Source organism: Moorena sp. SIO4E2 (assembly GCF_010671945.1).
Classification (GTDB): domain Bacteria; phylum Cyanobacteriota; class Cyanobacteriia; order Cyanobacteriales; family Coleofasciculaceae; genus Moorena; species Moorena producens.
Genome location: NZ_JAAHIE010000074.1, coordinates 1 through 19373, shown reverse-complemented (window position 1 = coordinate 19373; position 19373 = coordinate 1). Strand labels below are relative to the sequence as shown.

Sequence of the window (19373 nt, the reverse complement as noted above, 5' to 3'; positions counted from 1 at the left end):
AGGAAGACTTCCAAGCCAGGGGATTAGCCCAAGCCAAGGAAAACCTGAGGATTGAGAGTCTACCAAATACAGAAAAGGCAGCCTATCAGAAATATCTGGAAGATAAACGGTATGAAATTAGTATGCTAGAAGGGGCAGAGGCAGTCGGAGAATTAAGGGGCAGAGAAGAGGGCATAAAACAGGGTAGAGAAGAGGGGATATTAGAAGGCATTCAACAAGAACGTCGTGCTAACTTGGAGCGAATACTCCAACTACGATTTGGAACGATTCCTTCAAAGATATCTGAAACAATACAAGGCTTAAATATCCAACAACTGGACACCTTAATGACAACGGCATTAACAGCTAATTCTTTAGATGAGTTTAGCCAACATCTGCCTTAACCATTGAACCTACCCTAATAGGGATGCCAAGGGCGAACAACCTTTAACCCAACGATACCACAACTCCTAAACTTTCGTTCCCAATCCTATCCACTGCTGACAAGGCATAGATTCCCGACTCTAGCGCTATCTCTAGCGTGGCTGAATTCAGAATTTTGTACAACCTCCAAACCCCATCTTGTTGTCGATAAAGAGTCCAATAACAAATCTCTCCATCACAAACTTTCTGCCAACTTAGCTTACCATCTCTTGCTCTGACATTACCTGGTGTCTTAGGTGGCTCAGTCTTTAACCACTCCATAGTAGGAACAACAGCAGGTTCAGAATAAATAGAGCTTTTCAACTGATCAACCACCTCTAAACGATTTTCTGTGAATACTTTCATGCTATAGAAAATATTCCCTAGGGAGAGTTGAGACACTAGATCGCGGCTAATTTCAACTTGTTCTTCATACTCAGAAATCGGCCACTCTTGTCCATCTAACTTACTGAGTCTATTCCCAGAATAAATGTGTCGATTTTTAGGATTATTTTCTGTCCACCATTGCAGTAAAACCGGATAACTTTGGGCAGGAGGCTCAATGCGCCAGTAAAGTTGAGGAGCAATATAATCGACCCAGCCTTCTTCTAACCATTTTTTCGGGTCAGCATAGATAGCTTCATATTGATCTAATCCCTTAATTTGAGGAGGTTGTCCAGGACGATAAATTCCAAAGGGACTAATCCCAAATTTAACTTTTGGCTTAGTAGCTTTAATGCCAGTGTAGAGACGCTCAACCATCTTATTCACATTGTCCCTGCGCCAATCCCCCAAACTCAGTTCACCCCCAGCTTCCTGATCAGCTTCATAGGTTTTTTGATCAGGAAAATCTTGATCTTTGATAGGATAAGGATAGAAATAGTCATCCAGATGAATCCCATCGACATCATAACGACCCACTACATCCAGAATCACGTTATAAGTCCAGTCCTGAACTGTTTTTACTCCTGGATCCATCCACAATTGTTTACCGTGTTGATACACATAGTTTGAATGGGTAACGCTGATGTGAGGCTTGACTTTTGCGGAAACTTGTGATCCTGTTGCAGCGCGGAACGGGTTAAACCAGGCGTGTAGTTCAATATTGCGTTTGTGACATTCTGCGATCGCAAACTCCAGCGGGTCGTAAAACGGTTCTGGTGCTTGCCCTTGGGTACCTGTTAGCCATTCACTCCAAGGTTCTAATTCTGAGGCATATAACGCATCTCCCGTCGGTCGTACCTGGAAAAACATAGCATTGAGGTTAAGTTCCTCAATCCGGTCAATAATCTCGATCAGTTCCTCTTGCTGTTTTTCTACAGCTAGACCCTTTTCAGAGGGCCAGTCAATGTTCCAGACACTGGCAACCCAAACTCCCCGAAACTCTCGCTGATGGCTAACCTCCCTAGTGGTTTGGAAAGCAACCGTGTATTTTGAGTTTAGGTCTGGCACCTGACCCAAATACGCCAAAGCTTGATAGATAAACCCTGCCACATCAGCACGAGTTGCCACTTGAGTGGGTCGCAGTCGCTTGGGATTGGGATAATTGACAATTATGTTAGCATCCGTAGCGGTGGCTATCCTGTCTCGGGCATAACCAGGAATTTTATCCACATCTTGATAGAGTTGGGGTAGCTCTATCTGTACATCCGATATCTCACTCAAGGGAAGGTTCAAGCCAGCTGCGATCGCTACCAAGGCTTCCACTCGAACCAGATTAGTGTCTGGGCGGAAGCGATTACCAGGATAACCCGACATAAAGCCAGTTTCGTAAGCATATTGAATCGCCTCCAAAGCCCAGTGTTTCTGTGATACATCAATAAACTTCGGAGCAGATCGTTGTTTTTCGGGTTGGGAAAAAGCGTTTTTTAATATGGCAGCAAACTGAGATCGATTCATGGGTAGATTAGGTCGGAATCTGCCATCAGGGAAACCGCTAATCATTCCCTGATTGGCTAAACCTTCAATAAATGGCTTTGCCCAGTGATTTTCCGTATCAGGGAAGCCAGTAAAAGAAGCTACCATAGTTTTATTGCTAGGCATATTGGGGGCTTAACCGCAATTTTAGCCGCACTATTATAGCAAGTGGCAAATTAATACCAAGTTGCGTTTACAGATAGTAAATTCACCGATGGGGAGATGGCCAGAGGTCGTGATGGCACGAAAGAACTATATTGATGCATGATCATGCATCAAAAGTGCCTAGATGAGACCGGATCAGTAATGAAGTGATCAGGGGTGATGGTAATAATGCGTGATTCAATAGTCTTCCGTGTCTTATCCCCTCATCCAGTCATCCCCTCATCCAGTCATCCCCTCATCCAGTCATCCCCTGCTTTGGTGAAGCCATACTTAAGCAATGTCAGGAGGTTGATTGTTAGAATCTGACTTGGGTGCTGACCGGATTTGCTGTAGTTGAGCTTGTATTAAATTTCGTAGGTCCTCTCGAGAGACCTCTGAACCAACCGCTAAATTACCAGGTGTATCAAAGAAAACAGTACTAGTGACGGTGTCGATTGCCAACATCTGAAACAAAATGTGAGTGACTGGCACCCCGCACGCCATAAGTTGAGGATCCCAATCAGAATGAAAATTGGCAGCATCTTGAACAGTCGGAAAAGCATAAATAACATTTTTCTCCAGGTCAGGGTTAGCACGATTACTCAGTGTAGTCAACACCCAACCTTGGTCAAGATTTTGGAGAATGTAATATTCCAGATGGTTTAGTTGTTCCGCCAGAAGTTTGAGTACTGGAGCGATCGCTTCAATCGATTGAGGCGTCGTTCCATCTTGTGGGGCATTATCAATCAAATTGTTAATTTGTTCGTCTAATTCCATAGGAGCTATAGGGTGAGGAATTTGGCTGCACATAGTCTAAACCTAAATCAAATTTGTCGAGAGTACGTGTATGTTAGGGTCGTTATTGAATGAAAATCATGATGAGGGAAGTCTGCCTGGGCGTGGAAGGACTATTTGAACTGCTGTATAACGAACTCCGGCAGTCCACTCGTGCTTCTAAGCAAAACTGCCAGGACGTAGCAAGACGTATCGCTGATGAAGTTAATCGTATTTGCAATGAAAGTAATCGGATTCAAAACTCTGGGGATGTGGACAGCTGGGCTCAAAACCTCGCTAACCATCGTCTCAAGCAAGTTTGTCATTACTACAAACTGGGGTCGCTCCAAGGAAGGGTAGAACTACAGAGTACTCTTAGTGCGATTATCTACCGCTACATTACACCCCATCAAACGCCGACCAGTTACCAGGCGCGGCTGAATATGATTGAAGATTTCTTACAGGGATTCTATGCCGAAGCCTTGAATGCCTTTCGGCGGGAAACCTCCCTGGAGGAAACCTATCGTCCCCGCAGCCTCCTGGAACTATCAGAATATATGGCGTTTACAGAGCGCTATGGTAAACGACGTATTCCTTTACCCGGTCGCCGTTCCCAACAGTTGGTCATTCTACGTGCTCAAACCTTTTCCCAACAGCAACCTCCAGAAACCTCTGTGGATATGGATACAGCAGCGGAAGGAGCAGCACAGGAGTCAGATGCGACTTGGAATGATGCGGCGATCCAGCAGGTGCGGGAAGCAATGGTGTTATCAGACTCTGAACCCCTAGACTCCAGCCTGCGGGAAACTGTAATCAAAGAATTATTTGCCTATCTCGAAGAACGCCAGCAACATGATTGTGCAAATTACTTTACTCTGCGGCTGAAAGACCTGCCAACCAGGGAAATTGAGGAGATTTTAGGCATCAATCCCAGACAGCGGGACTATTTACAACAACGGTTTAAGTATCATCTGATTCGGTTTGCTCTGTCTCACCGCTGGGAATTAGTACATCAGTGGCTGGGAGCAGATTTGGATCGAAATCTGGGGCTAACACCAAAAGAATGGCAACGATTTCAAGAAAAACTGAGCTCCCAACAGTCAGAATTACTTAAACTCAAACAACAAGGTTACTCCAATGAACAAATTTCTAAGACCTTGGGTTGTACACTAAACCAGGCACAGAAGCGATGGTTTAAGTTGCTCGAAATTGCCTGGGATATTCGTAATAGTTCAGTATCCGGATCCGGTAGATCTAAAGATGAATAGTGACATAGATAACAACATGGACGCTTTCTATAGCCGCTTAATGGCTTGGCTAAAAGAGTCCCGTCCCGCTGCTTCAATACCATCAAGCGGTCAAGTAAACGATACTGTACCTCTGGGTGAGACGACAGCAGCGGATTTTGACTTTGATGTATATCCCCTGGATTTATCAGAATCACTGGACTTGGAAAACTTGAACATTGTCCCTAATCACAATGGCGAAGCGGTTTTAGACCGCATGTGGGTGGATTCACTAGAATCGATCACCCATGATGACCTTACACTAGGCGGTGAAATCCGCCCCTACAACTTGGGAGAGATGTCAACCGTGCAAAATCGTTTCCAGACGCTATTGAAGCGCAAACTACAAGCTCAAATTGAACTTAACCCACCTCTGTTTCCTTGGGAGACAGAAATGTCAGACTATGAAACTGATATTGTTGACGCAATAGCAGAGTCTTGGGTTTCCGGAGTTAGGTTTTGGATGCCACAGTTGTCTAACTTGGCTTTACCAACTGCCATACCAGAAAACGTTTTATCTCAATTGCTAGAAGCCTGCTCTGAGGCAGTGTCTTCCCAGTATCAGCTAGGGGCTAAACTGGTTAGGGCAGTTCAAAAGCTGTTTCCGGACGAATTCTATGCCCTTAACTCCTGGAGTGGCACCATCTTGATGGGAAGTGCCCGTTCTACAGAACAACTACTGCCATCCCTACCTTACGAAGAAGCTAACAATGACCAAAAGATGGTCTTAGCTCTGTTAGCAGCTAAGGAAATTCTTACCACCCTGACCATTCCAGTTTCACCAAATCAAACTCCTGTGGAGCGCCAGTGGGAGACTAGTGCTGGTTTAGTGACTCTGCGAGCCGAATATCATCAAGAAGATGGTGTGTCTCAGCTACGGGTCAGCACTCGTTTGCCTAGAGGTGGTAGCTTAACTCTAGGTACACCTCAAGCCTCCGCAAAAGCAGAACGTACCTATCCAGGTTACCTGAGTGTAGAATCCTATGATTTACAACCGAATCAGATTTGTTCTATCGAGATTCGCTTCCATCATGGAGAACAGAAACCTTTGACCTTTGCAATCTGCCCGACAAATTAGTCAGAATACTTGCCGGTTAACAGGTGAATAGGTTAATAGGTTGCAGGTTAACAGGTTGCAGGTTGCAGCTTAACAGGTTAACAGGTTGCAGGTGAATAGGTGAATAGGTGAATAGGTGAATAGGTTGCAGGTGAATAGGTGAACAGGTTGCAGGTGAATAGGTGAACAGGTTGCAGGTGAATAGGTGAACAGGTTGCAGGTGAATAGGTGAACAGGTTGCAGGTTATAACCTTCAACATTCCAACCTTCAACATTCCAACCTTCAACATTCCAACCTTCAACATTCCAACCTTCAACATTCCAACCTTCAACATTCCAACAACATTCCAACCTTTAACATTCCAACCTTTAACATTCCAACCTTTAACATTCCAACCTTTAACATTCCAAGCTTGACATATAACCTATCACGCATCTACCATGGTGAGTCAGTTTTGGCAGCGTCTTGAGGCGAAGCCATTGCCTCCTACAGAGGAGTCGATTTCGTTAAGGGTGTTGGTACAGGCACTGGTAGTAGTAGGAATTGTGGCTGTTGATGTCGCCGCATCTACCTTCTGGAGTCTTTGGGCAGTACCCTTAAGTATTGTGGGAGCAACCTGGAGTTGGTATCGTCGTCGCCAACGTAACATTGCTCTGAAATTCTTGCTGGCATTGGGGATGTTGCTGGCATTGGGAGCCTTTTTGGGCAATGTATTCAGTCAGCTCAATGATACCCGCTTGGCTCTGGCTCAGTTGTTAGTTCAGCTGCAAATTCTCCATAGCTTTGACTTGCCGCGCCGCAAGGATTTAGGCTATTCGATGGTAATTGGGCTAATCCTGTTGGGGGTCGCTGGTACTGTGAGTCAGACTCTGGCGTTTGCCCCTCTGTTGTTAGTATTTTTAGCGATCGCATTACCGGTTCTTGTCCTGGATTACCAGTCACGCTTGGGTATATCTACGGAAAAAAAAGGTAAAAAATTATATTGGTTTAATCCACACTCCTCACCCATACCCCTAAAGCGTCTCATTTTATTCATCGGGGTAATTATGGCGCTAGGGTTAACGATTTTTGCTCTGATGCCTCGTTTCCCTGGTTATCAAATCCAGATGTATCCCGTCAGTGCTCCTGGGGAAATGGCAAACCGGAGATTTGATTCACAAAATAGGTTAATTGTTAACCCTGGCTATGTAAGTGAAGGGAAACAGCAAGGGGAAAATGGTAGTGGTGACTCTCAAAACGCTACGGGTTCTGGTGAGTTGGATGAGACATTTTACTATGGCTTTAATAGCAAGATTAACCAGAATCTGCGGGGAGAACTCAAACCTAAGGTAGTGATGCGGGTGCGTTCTCAAGCACCGGGATTTTGGCGAGTGCTAGCGTTTGACCACTACACGGGTCAGGGTTGGGAAATTTCTCGGGATAATCAAGTTCAGAAAATAACTCGACCAAGCTGGTCCTATCGCTTCCAACTCTTACCTGCCTTGATCACAGGTCAAACCAAAAAGGTAATTCAAACCTATACAGCTGTATCAGAATTGCCGAATCTGATTCCCGCTTTGGCCTATCCTAACGAATTGTTCTTTCCGTCGCGGGAAATAGGTATTGGAGCAGAAGGCAGTTTGCGATCGCCTTTAGGTTTAGTAGAAGGACTAACCTATACCGTAATATCAGAAGTTCCATTTCGCGATCGCACTAAGTTGCAGCAAGCTGGGGATAACTACCCCAAGTCGATTCAAAACTACTATCTGGATATCCCCCCCCAAATTGCAGTGAGGGTCAGGCAACGTACTGAAGAACTCCTAGCCACTTCAGAAAAACCTCTTACTTCTTCCTATGAAAAAGCCTTGTATCTAGCCCAGGCGGTTAAGCAGCGTTATCGCCTCCCCCAAGACCCCTCACAATTCCCTTTTTTAGAAGAAAATCAAGATTTGGTGGAAGCCTTTCTCTTCAAGTATCAAGGTGGTTATCCCGACCACTTCTCCACCACCCTCACGATTATGCTCCGTTCCATAGGCATCCCAGCCCGATTAGTGGCTGGATTTGGCACTGGCGAATTTAACCCCTTTACTGGGTTTTACATCGTCCGCAATACTGATGCCTATGCCATGACTGAGGTTTATTTCCCTCAATACGGTTGGTTTGCCTTTGACCCCATCCCAGGTCATGAATTGCTGCCCCCCTCCGTCGAGCAATATCAAACCTTTAGTGTCTTGCGGCAGTTTTGGCAGTGGGTAGCAGGTTGGCTCCCCTCACCAATAACTGGTTTACTCAGCAACCTATGGCATCTCACCATTGGTACCATTATCCGAATATTTGTTGGATTGTGGAAGATGGTGTCCAGTGGTTGGTTAGGTATGTTGAGCGGTTTGATGTTAGCGATCGCATTTGGTTTTCTGAGCTGGCTAGGTTGGCATCAGTGGAAAAACTGGCGCTATCGTTTCTGGTTGGCAACATTGCCACCAATGGAACAGATTTACCAGCAAATGATCAAGATTTTAGCAACCAAAGGGTATGTCAAACATCCGACTCAAACTCCCCTAGAGTACGCTAGCTGTATAAGTCAAGACCAGCCTCAAGCATCCGCTGAGGTCATTGAGCAGATTTCCCATGCTTATATCCGTTGGCGTTATGGAGGTCACAGACCTAATATTAAACAACTGCGGCGGCGACTGAAGCAGTTTAGCAAAAATAGGTTTAAGGTTTAAGGTTTAAGGTTGAATGTTGAATGTTAAAGGTTGCTTGAAGGTCAACAGTCAACGGTCAACACTAAACGGTTAATAAAAAGACTTTTGCTTTAATGGGGTTCATCTCAGTATTTATCTAATGACTGTTATTCTACCTGCTGTCGTTTCGGTCGGTTTAATTATCCTGATTGGATTTATTGCTGGTCGCACGTTATCTCTGGACAAGCAAACTCTTTCTCAGCTATCTCTTTATATTCTGGTACCAGCGTTGATAGCAGACAGCTTGTATCGGACAACACTGTCTACCGAAAGCACCACTGGTTTAGTTGCTGGCTTGATCATTACCGCTGTGTTGCTTTACCTACTGAGTTGGGGGTTAGGCAAACTGTTGAAATTACCAGCAGTTGTCCAAAAAAGCTTTATGGTTGCTGCTATTTTTCCCAATGCTGGAAACCTCGGGCTTCCTCTCAATTCCTTTGCCTTTGGTACACCGGGTTTAGAACGCGCTATAGTTTACATGATCACAGCTGCCTTGTTGATGTTTGCTATTTGTCCCGCTTTACTTAAAGGGGGTAGTATTAGTTCTGGAGTGCGCTTAACCCTAAAACTACCGCTACTCTGGGCAATGCTGGCAGGATTAACCTGGCGTTTATTGCGCTTAAAACTGCCTTTAGGGCTAGATAAGGGTATTCACCAGTTGGGTATGGCAGCAATCCCTATCGATTTAATTGTGTTGGGGATACAATTGTCCCGCACCCGTTTGGTAATAGGACGGTATGAGGTGCTTGCGACTAGCTTGCGTTTGTTGGTAGCTCCGCTAATTGCCCATACCGTTGGTCAAGCATTGGGACTGGAGGGATTAAATTTACAGGTGTTGGTGTTACAAAGTGCCATGCCTGTGGCAATTAGTACGGTAGTGTTGGTCACTGAGTTTGGGGGAGATGCTCCTTTAGTAGCACGGACAGTGGTTTTGTCTACCTTAGTGAGTTTCCTTTCTCTTCCCCTAGTTTTGTGGGCGACTACTTAGTTAGTATTTATCCATGAATAAGAGCTAAAGTAGAGAATTAACGGATATAGAATTGTAAAAGATTTAACAGGATCAGTAATTATCTGGATTACGAAAGCCAGGTTATTTTGTCATGGTTACATACAGAGATTATTTCTCTGACCATCTTTTTGAACTAGCGCTTTCAGCAATTCAAAGCAGTCATGAATACTCAACTTGCCAGTCCACCTGCTCAACACGACAGTTTAAATGTCCCTACTCGCCAAAGCTCATGTAAAGAAGGAGGTATTGTTACGGATGGAATTGGAGAAGATGGCAATATTACCACCTTCGCGATCGAGGAAGAAGGGGGTGCAAGCACAAAGCGCCTTGTCAGAAGAAGGGGGAGACCTGCTCGAAGCCTTGAGTAACAACCTAACTGCTATCGAACACAAACAACATCTCTCAGGTATTGACCTTAAACCATTACCAGTGAAAAGAATCTCAAGATTGGCACACTTGCCAATTTTTTAGTAATTATAAAGATTAGGGCATATAGCAATCCTATAGGATTGCTATAGTGAGAAATGTCGCCCTCAAGGGGTAAGCCATCTAGTGACAATTCCCTGAACCGATTAGCAGCGTTTTTCAGCATTTAGGCAATTTGTCAACAGAGTGCACTATATTTTCGGAGTAATATCAGGATGCATTTAACTATAAAATTTAGCTGTGAGCAGGGAAATATAGCTTATAGTATATCCTTTAATTGGCTTAGAGTGTGTTTTAAAATACCAATTTATTACCAAACAAAGTATGATATTGACTTGATTAGCCACACTATTATCTAGTAAACCGAAAAAAAAAAAGAACTTGGGTAATCAGCAGAACAGTATAAATACTAGTTCGTTTTGTTTGGCAATAGATGAATATTTTAATTTTGGGCAACCCTGAAGATACTCACGCTGCGCATATCAACTATGCTCTGACTAAGGCTGGAGGCAAGACAAACTATCTCGATACCTCTCTGTTTCCTACTAAATTACGCCTATCTTGGCAGCCACACACTAACGATGGAATTCTCACCCTATCCGATGGCTATCAATTACGTCTGAGAGATATTCGTAGCATCTTTTGGCGTAATTTTTCTGGAGTTCAAATTCCCCCAATCAAAAATCAATTACAGCATAGAGTTGCTTTTAATGATGCTATGAGTACCCTAAGAACGTTGATGCAAGGAACCTCAATTCACTGGGTTAACTCATGGCAAGCTTATGAATTTCATAAGGAAAAACCTCTACAATTGAGCAAAGCTCAACAAATGGGTGTAACGATTCCCCATACTCTAATTAGTAATGATCCAGACGCTATCATTAAGTTTACGAAGTCTTATGAGCAAGTAATTTTTAAGCCAGTCTATGGTGATGCTCATGTCCAGTTTTTAACAGAACAACATCTACAACCTGAACGACTAAACTTAGCCCTGCGGCTTTCTCCTGTTACTATACAGGAGTATATCCCTGGCACCAATATTCGCACCTATGTAATTGGGGACTCGATGTACTCGGCAGAAATTCGCTCCAAGTCTCTTGACTTTCGAGAAGATATCGATGCTCAATTGATTCCGGTCAGGCTGCCAAAGACCGTGCAACAGCAGTGTAAAGCTATCACTAGAGCGTTTTGGCTCCAGTGGACGGCGATTGACTGGCGTTTAAAGCCAAATGGTGAATACGTGTTTCTTGAAGCTAACCCCAGTCCGATGTTTTTACACTTTGAGCAACAAACTGGTTTCCCTATCACCCAAGAATTAGTTAATCTTCTGATCAGTGATATCAATTGAGTCCTGAGTCGGAAAGTGCAGAGTTCCGACTCCACAGTTAACTGTCAACAATTAACAATCAACAATTAACAGTTAACAGTCAACGGTTAACAACATTAGTCTTAGACTTACAAGCTAAGGTGTGAAAACCATTCATGACATGAACCGTTGGAGTATCGGGTGTGGGTATTGTGTACCAATCATTCTCCGATTCTTCCCGGCTGATTATACTACCCTGGGAATCGTATTGTTCAAAACGCGATGTACGTATGGAACGCTCAGGGCAATTAACTTGAACCGTGATAATGGCAGAATACACTCCTGGTTCGAGAGGATTACCAAATACTATCCTACTATCAAAGGAGTGGATGGGATTGCCCATTTCATCAGTGGTGGTGACCAAAGAATCGACATCAAAGTAGTGGATATTGCCTGTCTGAGCATTTGACATGACTCTGACCCAACGCCTTGGTTTTGTCTGAGCTATAGCAGTCTGAGATAGACAAGCGATCGCAGATAAGATTAACAGAAATTTACCCATAGAATTTACCAATAGTAGTATCAATTTATTTAGTATCAATTTAGTATCAACGGTGACAGCTCGGAAAGCTGCCACTGTGTTACACTTAATAGTAAAATCTAGCAGGATTTATTCAACTGTTTCCGAAGCAACCAGGCAAGCCCTATCACTCCTAAGGAAGCAGAAGACACTGGTTCTGGTACAGACTTAGATTCAGGCTTGTCTTGGGACTTAAGTGCTGCTAAGGTGGATTCCGCTAGGATCTGATGGCCAGCTGTCGTTGGGTGGAAGCTATCCCAGAATAAAAACTCGTCTGGATTAGCACAGGCAATCAACGTTGCTTGATCTAAGCACGTTTCCGTCACATTCGTGAAACCAAAGTCTCCAGGATTGGTCACAACCTGATTAAATAGGTCATATTCATCAAAGAATATCAGGTTAATGTCAGGTAATGATTGGCTCAAAACCTTAAGGGTGGAGTCCAACACAGAGTTATGCTGCTCGATCAAATCCGTGAGGCGAGTCGATAATGCACTACCTAGCCTCAGTGATTGAGGTATCTTTCCCAAATCCGGTAAGTTAAGCACTAGGAAATTGCGAGCACCAAAGTTATACAGGGAGTTCAGTGCTGTCTGTATATTCCCGACGACCTCAGTAGGATTAGGAGGTTCCACACTCTGGTAATCATTAGCACCTGACCACAGAATATAGAGGGCGTTGGGGTCAGCCATCTGATCAGATACGATTAGGTCATTGGTAAACCCTGGGACTTGGGTGAGTAATCCCGGTACAACCTCCCCGAACTGACCAATCCCAGCCAATCCGGTTCCAGCACCACCAAAAGCAAAGTTTACGCTTTGAGTAGTCGTCGCACCATTGAAGAAAAAACTCACCCGAGGGCCATCGGGAGTGATAGTGATTGGAGACAGTATCGGGGAATCCGGTAACAGCAACGACAAATCAGTAGATCGCTTCAGGTCTATGTCCAGAGCATCTGCTAGATAATCTACCCAGATCGGACCATTGCTAGAACGTCCCTGAAAGTAGGGTGGACTCTGGGGGATGATGGGAAGAGTGGGATTTAGCTGATTGCTTGCCTTACTGATATTGAACAAATTGCCAGTATCCGATAGGCTATCACCAAACACATAAAGATTAGTGAAATCTAAATCATATGCCCTAGCTTCAGAGGGCAACATTAAAGATAATAGAGAAAATCCGAAAGCCGTAATTGCGTTTTTCATTTTTGATTGTCTGTGATTGTGGGCAGGTTTCAATCGAAAACTAAAAACCTACAGAGATAGAGTACTGCTTTGGGTGACTCTCTTTATTAAGAGCTGGCAAAATTTTTGGGTTATAGTATAAATAAACAATAAAGTCTTACAATAAATTTAGTCAGGCTGGATATGGTATCATGTCCGGGAACATCGATAGTGTAAAGCGTGGGTAATTGATAATTGGTAATCGGGAATTGGTAAGTGTGATTACTACCAAGCTATTCCCTATTTACCCTTACCGATTACTAAAATAAACAACAAATAACACTACCGAAACAACCGGACACGATCTGACAGGTTAGTCGCTTTTTTTAAAAATACGGTTATGACATTTAGATACTCTACCAGTGGTGCTACATCAGTCATTTCCAGAAGAGTAGCTGAAAAATCTTCTACTTATTCTCCTAGCAAGAATGAACTCCATGATGTCCAGGAGCCGATTATCACTGCTCCCCTAGAAGTGCGCCGAATTATAGAGCGAGTCTTGCAGGCAGAAAAGGATAAACTCTATATGAAAACTCCCCGTAATATTAATGATGATATCCTGAGAATTGTCAAGGAAGAAGTTCAATGAAGCTGCTATCTATTCAGCTATTTAATTTTCGTCAGTTTTATGGTAAGACTCCCGTGATTGTGTTAGCCAGTGGCGAGCGAAACACTACGATTATTCATGGGAATAATGGTGCAGGTAAGACTACCATCCTGAATGCTTTTTCGTGGGTACTCTATGAAAAGTTTAGTGCTGCTTTTGCTTCAGAAGACCAACTGCTGAATAAGCGAGCTCTTGCTGAAGCTCAGTTCAATAAACCAGTAGACTGTTGGGTAGAAGTGGCATTTGAACATAATAATAAACGCTACCAAGTCAAACGTCTATGTCGTACTTACAAAACTGAGTTAGGAGTCGATCAAGGTAACACAGAATTGTATCTCCAAATCGCTGGAGATGATGGACGCTGGTTATTACCTCAACAACTACCCGAGGATATCATTGGTCAAATTTTACCAGCTAGTTTGCACCAATACTTCTTTTTTGATGGGGAACGAATTGAGCAACTGGTACGCTCCGATAAAAAGTCAGAAGTTGCGGAAGCAACCAAGACCTTGCTAGGGGTAGAAGTTTTAAATCGCTCCATTAAACATTTAAGGGAAGCGAAAAAAACCTTAGACTATGAATTGTCTTTAATTGGCGACTCTGAAACTAAGCAATTGCTTAAACAACAGCGAAAATCGGAAAAGAAGAGCCAGAGTCTAATCAAGCGTCAAAGGGAAATCAAGCAGGAGTTAGAGGAGCAAGATGAGCTAAAGAAGATAATTGGTCAACGGTTATTAGAACTCGGTGGCGCTCAGGAGTTACAACAACTGCGGGATGAACTAGAAGCTAGAGAAAAGTTAATTATAGAACAGCTAAAACAAAGCCAAAATATCTTGAAACGAGCTATATCAACTCGTGGCTATACGGTGCTGCTCTCAGAGGTAAGCTCAACTTTTCAAGAGATTGTCAAAGACTTAATAACGGAAAGAGGGGAATTACCTGTTGGGATTAAGCGGCAATTTGTTGGGGATTTACTTAAACACAAGCGCTGTATCTGTGGTGTAGAATTAACTGAGGGAACTCATGCTCATCAGCAAGTAGCAGCCTGGATGGATAAAGCCGGAATGGCTGAAGTGGAAGAAACCGCAATAAGGATGGGTTCCCAGGTTGATGAAATTAACCAACAGGTGCCTGAGTTTTGGCAGGATGTTGACCAACAACAAGATACTATTGCTCAGGGAAGAACTGAGCTTTCTAGAATTGAGACCCAACTAGATGATATCAAGAAAAAGTTACGTAACTTTCCCGATGAGGATATCAGTCACCTCCAACAACAATTGGATGAGATAGATACTAGGATTCGGGAGCTAACCCTAGAGCAAGGAGGTAATCAACAACAAATTGAACAGTTGGATACAGACATTGACTTAAAGGATAAGCAGATTGCTAAGCACAAAATGAATGAAAGTAAGCAGGCGTTGATACAGCGACGGATTGCTGCTGCTCAAGATTCTATTGAACGGTTAATTGAAGTTAGGGAACGTTTAGAAACTCAGTTTCGGACTTCTTTGGAAAAACGAGTACAGGAGATATTTATCTCAATTTCATTTACACCTTACATTCCTAAGTTGAGTGATAAGTATGAGTTAACCTTAGTAGAAAGTACTCTTGGGGAAGAAAACCTAGTTGCTGCGTCTACGGGAGAGAATCAGATTCTAAGTTTATCCTTTATCGGCGGAATTATTGACCGAGTTAGGGATTGGAGTCAAGAGCATTCTCTGATGGGACCCGATAGTAGTACTTTTCCTATTGTAATGGATTCTCCCTTTGGAAGCTTGGATGAAATCTATCGCCGACGAATTGCTAATATCTTACCTAGACTGGCGAATCAATTAGTAGTTTTAGTGACTCAGACTCAGTGGCGAGGAGAAGTGGCTGATGAGATACTTCCTTTTCTTGGTAAAGAGTATGTGTTGACTTACAATTCTCCTAAGTCTGATTGTGAAGAAGATATTATTGAGCTAGCTGGAAATCGTTATGATTTGGTAAGGCGTAGTCCAAATCAGTTTGAATATACTGAGATTGTTGAGGTAGATTATGAGTAACTATTCAGCTTATGCTTAGATGGGCAAATTACCATAGTTTCAATACTCTCAATCTCGAATGATTAAATTCTCCTGTTCCAGATTTATTTTAAGCTGTTCGCGTAGGATGAGCTTTTAGCTCACGGCTGACAGCTGACCACTGAATTCTTATGATAGTACCTCAAAGGATTGATAACAGCTACATATAGCTAGCTAAAGCCATGTCTTACAGTGAATTTACTCTAGATACACTCAAACATCAATTTAACCTATCGATTCAAGAACGAGTTAACTTATTTGAATCAGTTGAACCAGTTACTCCTAGTCCTTTATTGAAAGAGATTTTAGAAGAAAACCTACCTCTAGGATTGGAAATCGATACGGAAAAAGCGCGCTCTGAATTGATTGTTGCTCCTATTTTAGTGGAAATTCGCAAGCAATTCAAGCGTCAAATCAGCCTTTTCTCTGGCACAGAGTTTACTATTGATAAAAGTAAAGGGCTAAACGGTAGGTGTGATTTTATCATTAGTCATTCTCCTGAACAGTTGGAGGTTACTGCTCCTATTGCTATTCTAGTATAAGCCAAAAATGATAACCTTAAATCCGCTATCCCTCAGTGTATTGCTGAAATGGTTGCTGCTCAAATTTTTAATGATCACAAAAATAATCCTATTCCGTTTATCTATGGTGGAGTCACAACTGGCAGCCTCTGGAAATTTATAAAATTAGTGGAAAATTCCGTTTCTATTGAGTCAGAAGAACACTTTATTGGTAATTTAGATGCTCTGCTCGGTATTCTGTCACATATTATTAATAGCACTCGCCCTCAATCTCTTGCTGAAACCTAGTGATAATTTTGGGATAGTGGCAAGAAAAGTCGGTAAGTAAATAGACACTACATCAAGGGTTAAGCAATAATATTATTGGTTTAATTCTTATTGTTATGATTATCGAAATAATTAAAATTTAGAATAACGTCGATAATTATGTATAATAAGGTTAATTGTTACAAGTAGTCAATCTTATTGAAGTGACTAGGGTTGAGGCTTACCTTACTGCTTATGTTGAATAATCTAAGGGGTAAATTGTGCTATAATAGTGTAAGTTTTAACATCATATCACGTAAAACAAAGAACATAAGCTGTTCGCGTAGCGTGTGTGTAGCACATAAGCTGACGACTAAATGCTTACGATAGCACTAGAGCCCCTACTCATTGCACAATAGAATAGTTATTTGCTCTTTCCCCTACTATGCCAATTGTCCTAACTGATACCAAAAACTTACTATGTGACCTAATTGCTCAATATGGCTCCCGTGTCGATTACTTAGCTATTCGCTTAGAAGAAGCCGAAGGAACTAGCATTTTATTACGGGGTGACAAGATAGAAACCCTTAGTGAAGGTCTTTCTATCGGTGGACAAGTAAGAGCATGTTATAATGGAGGATGGGGTTTTTCGAGTTTTAACCAGCTTAGTGCTATTAAAGAACGAGTCGAAGACGCGATCGCAGCAGCTAGGATTGTGGGTAATCAAGAAACCACCCTTGCTCCCATTGAACCAAGACAGGATGTTTGTAAGTTACCCCTGACTGGTACAGACCCTAGACAAATTCCCTTGGCGCAGAAGAAAGCATTATGCGATCGCTACAATCAAATTCTCAGAAGTTATGACAGTAGCATTGCTACCACTTCTGTCCGGTATGGGGATGTTAACCAGCGCATCATCATTGCTACTTCCGAAGGTACCTTGATAGAGCAATCTTGGGCAGATCTGGAAATGCGTTTTGCTGCTACTGCTCGTAATGGCGATAGTGTCCATACTGGTAGAGAAACCATTGGCTCTCGCCAAGGCTATGACGACCTGACCAATCTTGATCAACAAGTCCATGGAGCAGCTCAACGTGCTGTAGATGCTCTATCCTTACCACCTGTAACTGGTGGTAATTATACAGTAGTTATCGACCCCATCCTGACTGGTTTGTTTGTTCACGAAGCCTTTGGACACCTTTCTGAAGCCGACATGGCTTATGAAAATCCTGACTTACTAGAAGTGATGAGTATAGGGCGTCGTTTTGGCTCAAAGGAGTTGCAAATCTTTGATGGAGCTGCGACCCAAGGACACCGGGGTAGCTATTTCTACGATGATGAAGGCACTCCAGCCACTACCACTCAGTTGATTAAAGATGGTGTATTAGTTGGACGTCTTCACTCCCGTGAAACTGCTGGTAAGTTAGGCGAAACCCCTACTGGTAATGCTCGTTGTCTCAATTACCACTATCCCCCGATTGTTCGGATGACTAATACTTGGATAGGACCCGGAGCTACTCCAGTAGCAGAGTTATTCGATGATATCCCAATAGGAGTCTATGCTCGAAATTGGCTAGGAGGTATGACTAATGGTGAAATGTTTACCTTTAGTGCTGGAGAAGCGTGGATGATTCGCAATGGTCAAATTGCTGAACCTGTGCGAGATGTCACTCTTTCTGGTAATGTGTTCAAGACCTTAGCTGATATTGAAGCTATTGGTGATGATTTCTATTGGGATGAATCCGGTGGCTGTGGTAAAGGTGGACAAAGCGGCTTAGCTGTAGGTTGTGCAGGACCAAGCTTAAGGATTCGGAATGTGGTAGTTGGTGGAGAAATTGAAGGTTGAAGGTTGAAGGTTGTTCGCGTAGCGTGGCCGAAAGGCCAAGGTTTGTAGGTTGAAGGTTTGGAGGTTGAAGGTTTGTAGGTTGAAGGTTTGTAGGTTGAATGTTTGTAGGTTGAAGGTTTGGAGGTTGGAGGTTTGTAGGTTGAAGGTTTGGAGGTTGAAGGTTGAAGGTTTAGAAACAAAAGACTAATTACTAATAGACCTCAAGCAAAATTCTAAAACTATTCTCCAAATCGAAGCCTGTTCTCTGTCATTGTTATTTGATCCGAATTTCCCTAAAACTGTGGCAAAAGCAATGAGTATGCAACGGTTGGTGATATCACCAACACAGTGTCAAGACCAAGGGATTGTTTTAACTGATGCCCAACAGCATTATCTAATTAGAGTGTTGCGGCTGAGAAAAGGCGATCGCTTTATTGCTATGGATGGGGAGGGTGGCTGGTATGTTAGCGAGTTAGAAGGTGATTTGACTCAAGCTCAAATTGTTGCATCTGAGCACATTCAAACCGAATTGCCTCAACAGGTAACCTTGATGGCGGCTATGCCTAAAGGGAGTGGATTTGAGCAAATTTGTCTGATGGCAACAGAGTTGGGAGTTACTAGGATTGTGCCGTTGAAAAGCGATCGCACGTTACTCAATCCTAGCCCTCAAAAGCTTCAGAGGTGGCGACGCATCACCCAAGAAGCAGCTGAGCAATCAGAACGGGAAGTTGTGCCGAAAATTCTTGAACCTGTTGACTTTTCCGATAGTCTTCAATTACCGGAAACTCTAGAAGCCTATCGCTATATTTGTGTAGCTCGGGGAAAGGCTCCCCATCTACTCAATTGCTTATTAGATTTACGATTAGGATTGGATACTGCTCAAACAGACCCTGCTCAACATCCTGGTATTGTAATTGCTACCGGACCGGAGGGTGGTTGGACAACTCAAGAGCTAGAACAAGCTACTGCTGCTGGATTTATCGCTGTTTCTCTAGGAAGTCGCATTCTTCGAGCTATCACTGCTCCTATTGTTAGCTTGTCTATAGTAGCAGCAGTCTCGGAGTCATCAGTTAAGACAAAAGGTGATAATTTTGCTTGAGCAATTGACAACATGATCCGCAACTGATACCAAATCCGGTTATAATAGACTTAATACAAAATTCTAATGTCAAATGCCCAAAAAAGCTTATTTAGCTGACCATCTGAGTAATGGTGAACTGAAAAAAAGATACAGAGCTTCTCAAGACCCCGTAGAAGCAAGAA

Annotated in this window: 16 protein-coding genes and 1 pseudogene; 13 read left to right on the top strand and 4 right to left on the bottom strand. The window is 43.0% G+C overall.

Annotated elements, in window-relative coordinates:
• Nucleotides 1-383, top strand: a 383-nt coding sequence (locus F6K37_RS11075; protein ID WP_287250151.1) for a DUF4351 domain-containing protein, incomplete at its 5' end; no start/stop codon positions are given.
• Nucleotides 384-426: 43 nt separating this feature from the next.
• Here the strand turns inward: F6K37_RS11075 and F6K37_RS11070 are convergent.
• Together F6K37_RS11070 and F6K37_RS11065 are read right to left on the bottom strand one after the other, a co-directional pair.
• Entirely contained in the window at nucleotides 427-2427 is a 2001-nt protein-coding gene (locus F6K37_RS11070; protein WP_287250148.1) for a glycoside hydrolase family 10-like protein, read from the bottom strand.
• Nucleotides 2428-2754: 327 nt separating this feature from the next.
• Nucleotides 2755-3240 carry a hypothetical protein gene (locus tag F6K37_RS11065; protein ID WP_044495767.1) on the bottom strand — a complete coding sequence of 162 codons (486 nt, stop codon included), beginning with the start codon at nucleotides 3238-3240 and terminating at the stop codon, nucleotides 2755-2757.
• A gap of 101 nt (nucleotides 3241-3341) precedes the next feature.
• Here F6K37_RS11065 and hetZ point away from each other — a divergent pair, with 101 nt between their 5' ends.
• From hetZ to F6K37_RS11035, 7 genes are all read left to right on the top strand, one after another.
• Nucleotides 3342-4505, top strand: coding sequence for a heterocyst differentiation protein HetZ (gene hetZ, locus F6K37_RS11060; protein ID WP_287250160.1), 1164 nt, complete (start codon nucleotides 3342-3344; stop codon nucleotides 4503-4505).
• The gene (locus tag F6K37_RS11055; protein WP_287250144.1) at nucleotides 4498-5601 is read left to right on the top strand and encodes a hypothetical protein; all 1104 of its coding nucleotides are present in this window, start codon (nucleotides 4498-4500) and stop codon (nucleotides 5599-5601) included. The genes hetZ and F6K37_RS11055 overlap by 8 nt, the downstream gene beginning before the upstream one ends.
• Nucleotides 5602-5804: 203 nt before the next feature.
• Entirely contained in the window at nucleotides 5805-6050 is a 246-nt protein-coding gene (locus tag F6K37_RS44615; RefSeq protein WP_353815465.1) for a pentapeptide repeat-containing protein, read from the top strand.
• Complete coding sequence (locus tag F6K37_RS11050) at nucleotides 6022-8286, top strand: transglutaminase TgpA family protein (protein WP_287250141.1); 2265 nt, start codon at nucleotides 6022-6024, stop codon at nucleotides 8284-8286. Before F6K37_RS44615 ends, F6K37_RS11050 begins: the two co-directional genes overlap by 29 nt.
• A 118-nt stretch (nucleotides 8287-8404) precedes the next feature.
• A complete protein-coding gene (locus F6K37_RS11045) occupies nucleotides 8405-9292 on the top strand; it encodes an AEC family transporter (protein ID WP_287250138.1) in 888 nt (295 codons plus the stop codon).
• 228 nt (nucleotides 9293-9520) lie between these two features.
• Nucleotides 9521-9784 (top strand): hypothetical protein, encoded by a 264-nt coding sequence (locus F6K37_RS11040; protein WP_008191419.1) that lies wholly within the window; start codon nucleotides 9521-9523, stop codon nucleotides 9782-9784.
• Nucleotides 9785-10172: 388 nt separating this feature from the next.
• Nucleotides 10173-11087 carry an MvdC/MvdD family ATP grasp protein gene (locus F6K37_RS11035; protein ID WP_287250136.1) on the top strand — a complete coding sequence of 305 codons (915 nt, stop codon included), beginning with the start codon at nucleotides 10173-10175 and terminating at the stop codon, nucleotides 11085-11087.
• Between the two features lie 79 nt (nucleotides 11088-11166).
• Here F6K37_RS11035 and F6K37_RS11030 read toward each other — a convergent pair whose 3' ends face one another.
• Both F6K37_RS11030 and F6K37_RS11025 read right to left on the bottom strand, forming a co-directional pair.
• Nucleotides 11167-11607 carry a surface-adhesin E family protein gene (locus tag F6K37_RS11030; protein WP_131826842.1) on the bottom strand — a complete coding sequence of 147 codons (441 nt, stop codon included), beginning with the start codon at nucleotides 11605-11607 and terminating at the stop codon, nucleotides 11167-11169.
• Nucleotides 11608-11705: 98 nt separating this feature from the next.
• Nucleotides 11706-12830, bottom strand: coding sequence for an SGNH/GDSL hydrolase family protein (locus F6K37_RS11025; RefSeq protein ID WP_044495733.1), 1125 nt, complete (start codon nucleotides 12828-12830; stop codon nucleotides 11706-11708).
• A gap of 358 nt (nucleotides 12831-13188) precedes the next feature.
• Between F6K37_RS11025 and F6K37_RS11020 the strand changes: the two genes are divergently transcribed.
• The 5 genes and pseudogenes from F6K37_RS11020 to F6K37_RS11000 all read left to right on the top strand — a co-directional run bounded on the left by F6K37_RS11020 (nucleotide 13189) and on the right by F6K37_RS11000 (nucleotide 19209).
• Nucleotides 13189-13437, top strand: a complete 249-nt coding sequence (locus F6K37_RS11020) for a hypothetical protein (protein ID WP_008191425.1) — start codon at nucleotides 13189-13191, stop codon at nucleotides 13435-13437.
• Nucleotides 13434-15500, top strand: a complete 2067-nt coding sequence (locus F6K37_RS11015; RefSeq protein ID WP_287250133.1) for an AAA family ATPase — start codon at nucleotides 13434-13436, stop codon at nucleotides 15498-15500. The genes F6K37_RS11020 and F6K37_RS11015 overlap by 4 nt, the downstream gene beginning before the upstream one ends.
• A 200-nt stretch (nucleotides 15501-15700) precedes the next feature.
• Nucleotides 15701-16327, top strand: a pseudogene (locus tag F6K37_RS45470) (hypothetical protein).
• A 403-nt stretch (nucleotides 16328-16730) separates the two neighbouring features.
• Entirely contained in the window at nucleotides 16731-18131 is a 1401-nt protein-coding gene (locus F6K37_RS11005; protein WP_287250130.1) for a TldD/PmbA family protein, read from the top strand.
• 298 nt (nucleotides 18132-18429) lie between these two features.
• Nucleotides 18430-19209 (top strand): 16S rRNA (uracil(1498)-N(3))-methyltransferase, encoded by a 780-nt coding sequence (locus F6K37_RS11000; protein ID WP_287250157.1) that lies wholly within the window; start codon nucleotides 18430-18432, stop codon nucleotides 19207-19209.
• Nucleotides 19210-19373 lie beyond the last annotated feature (164 nt).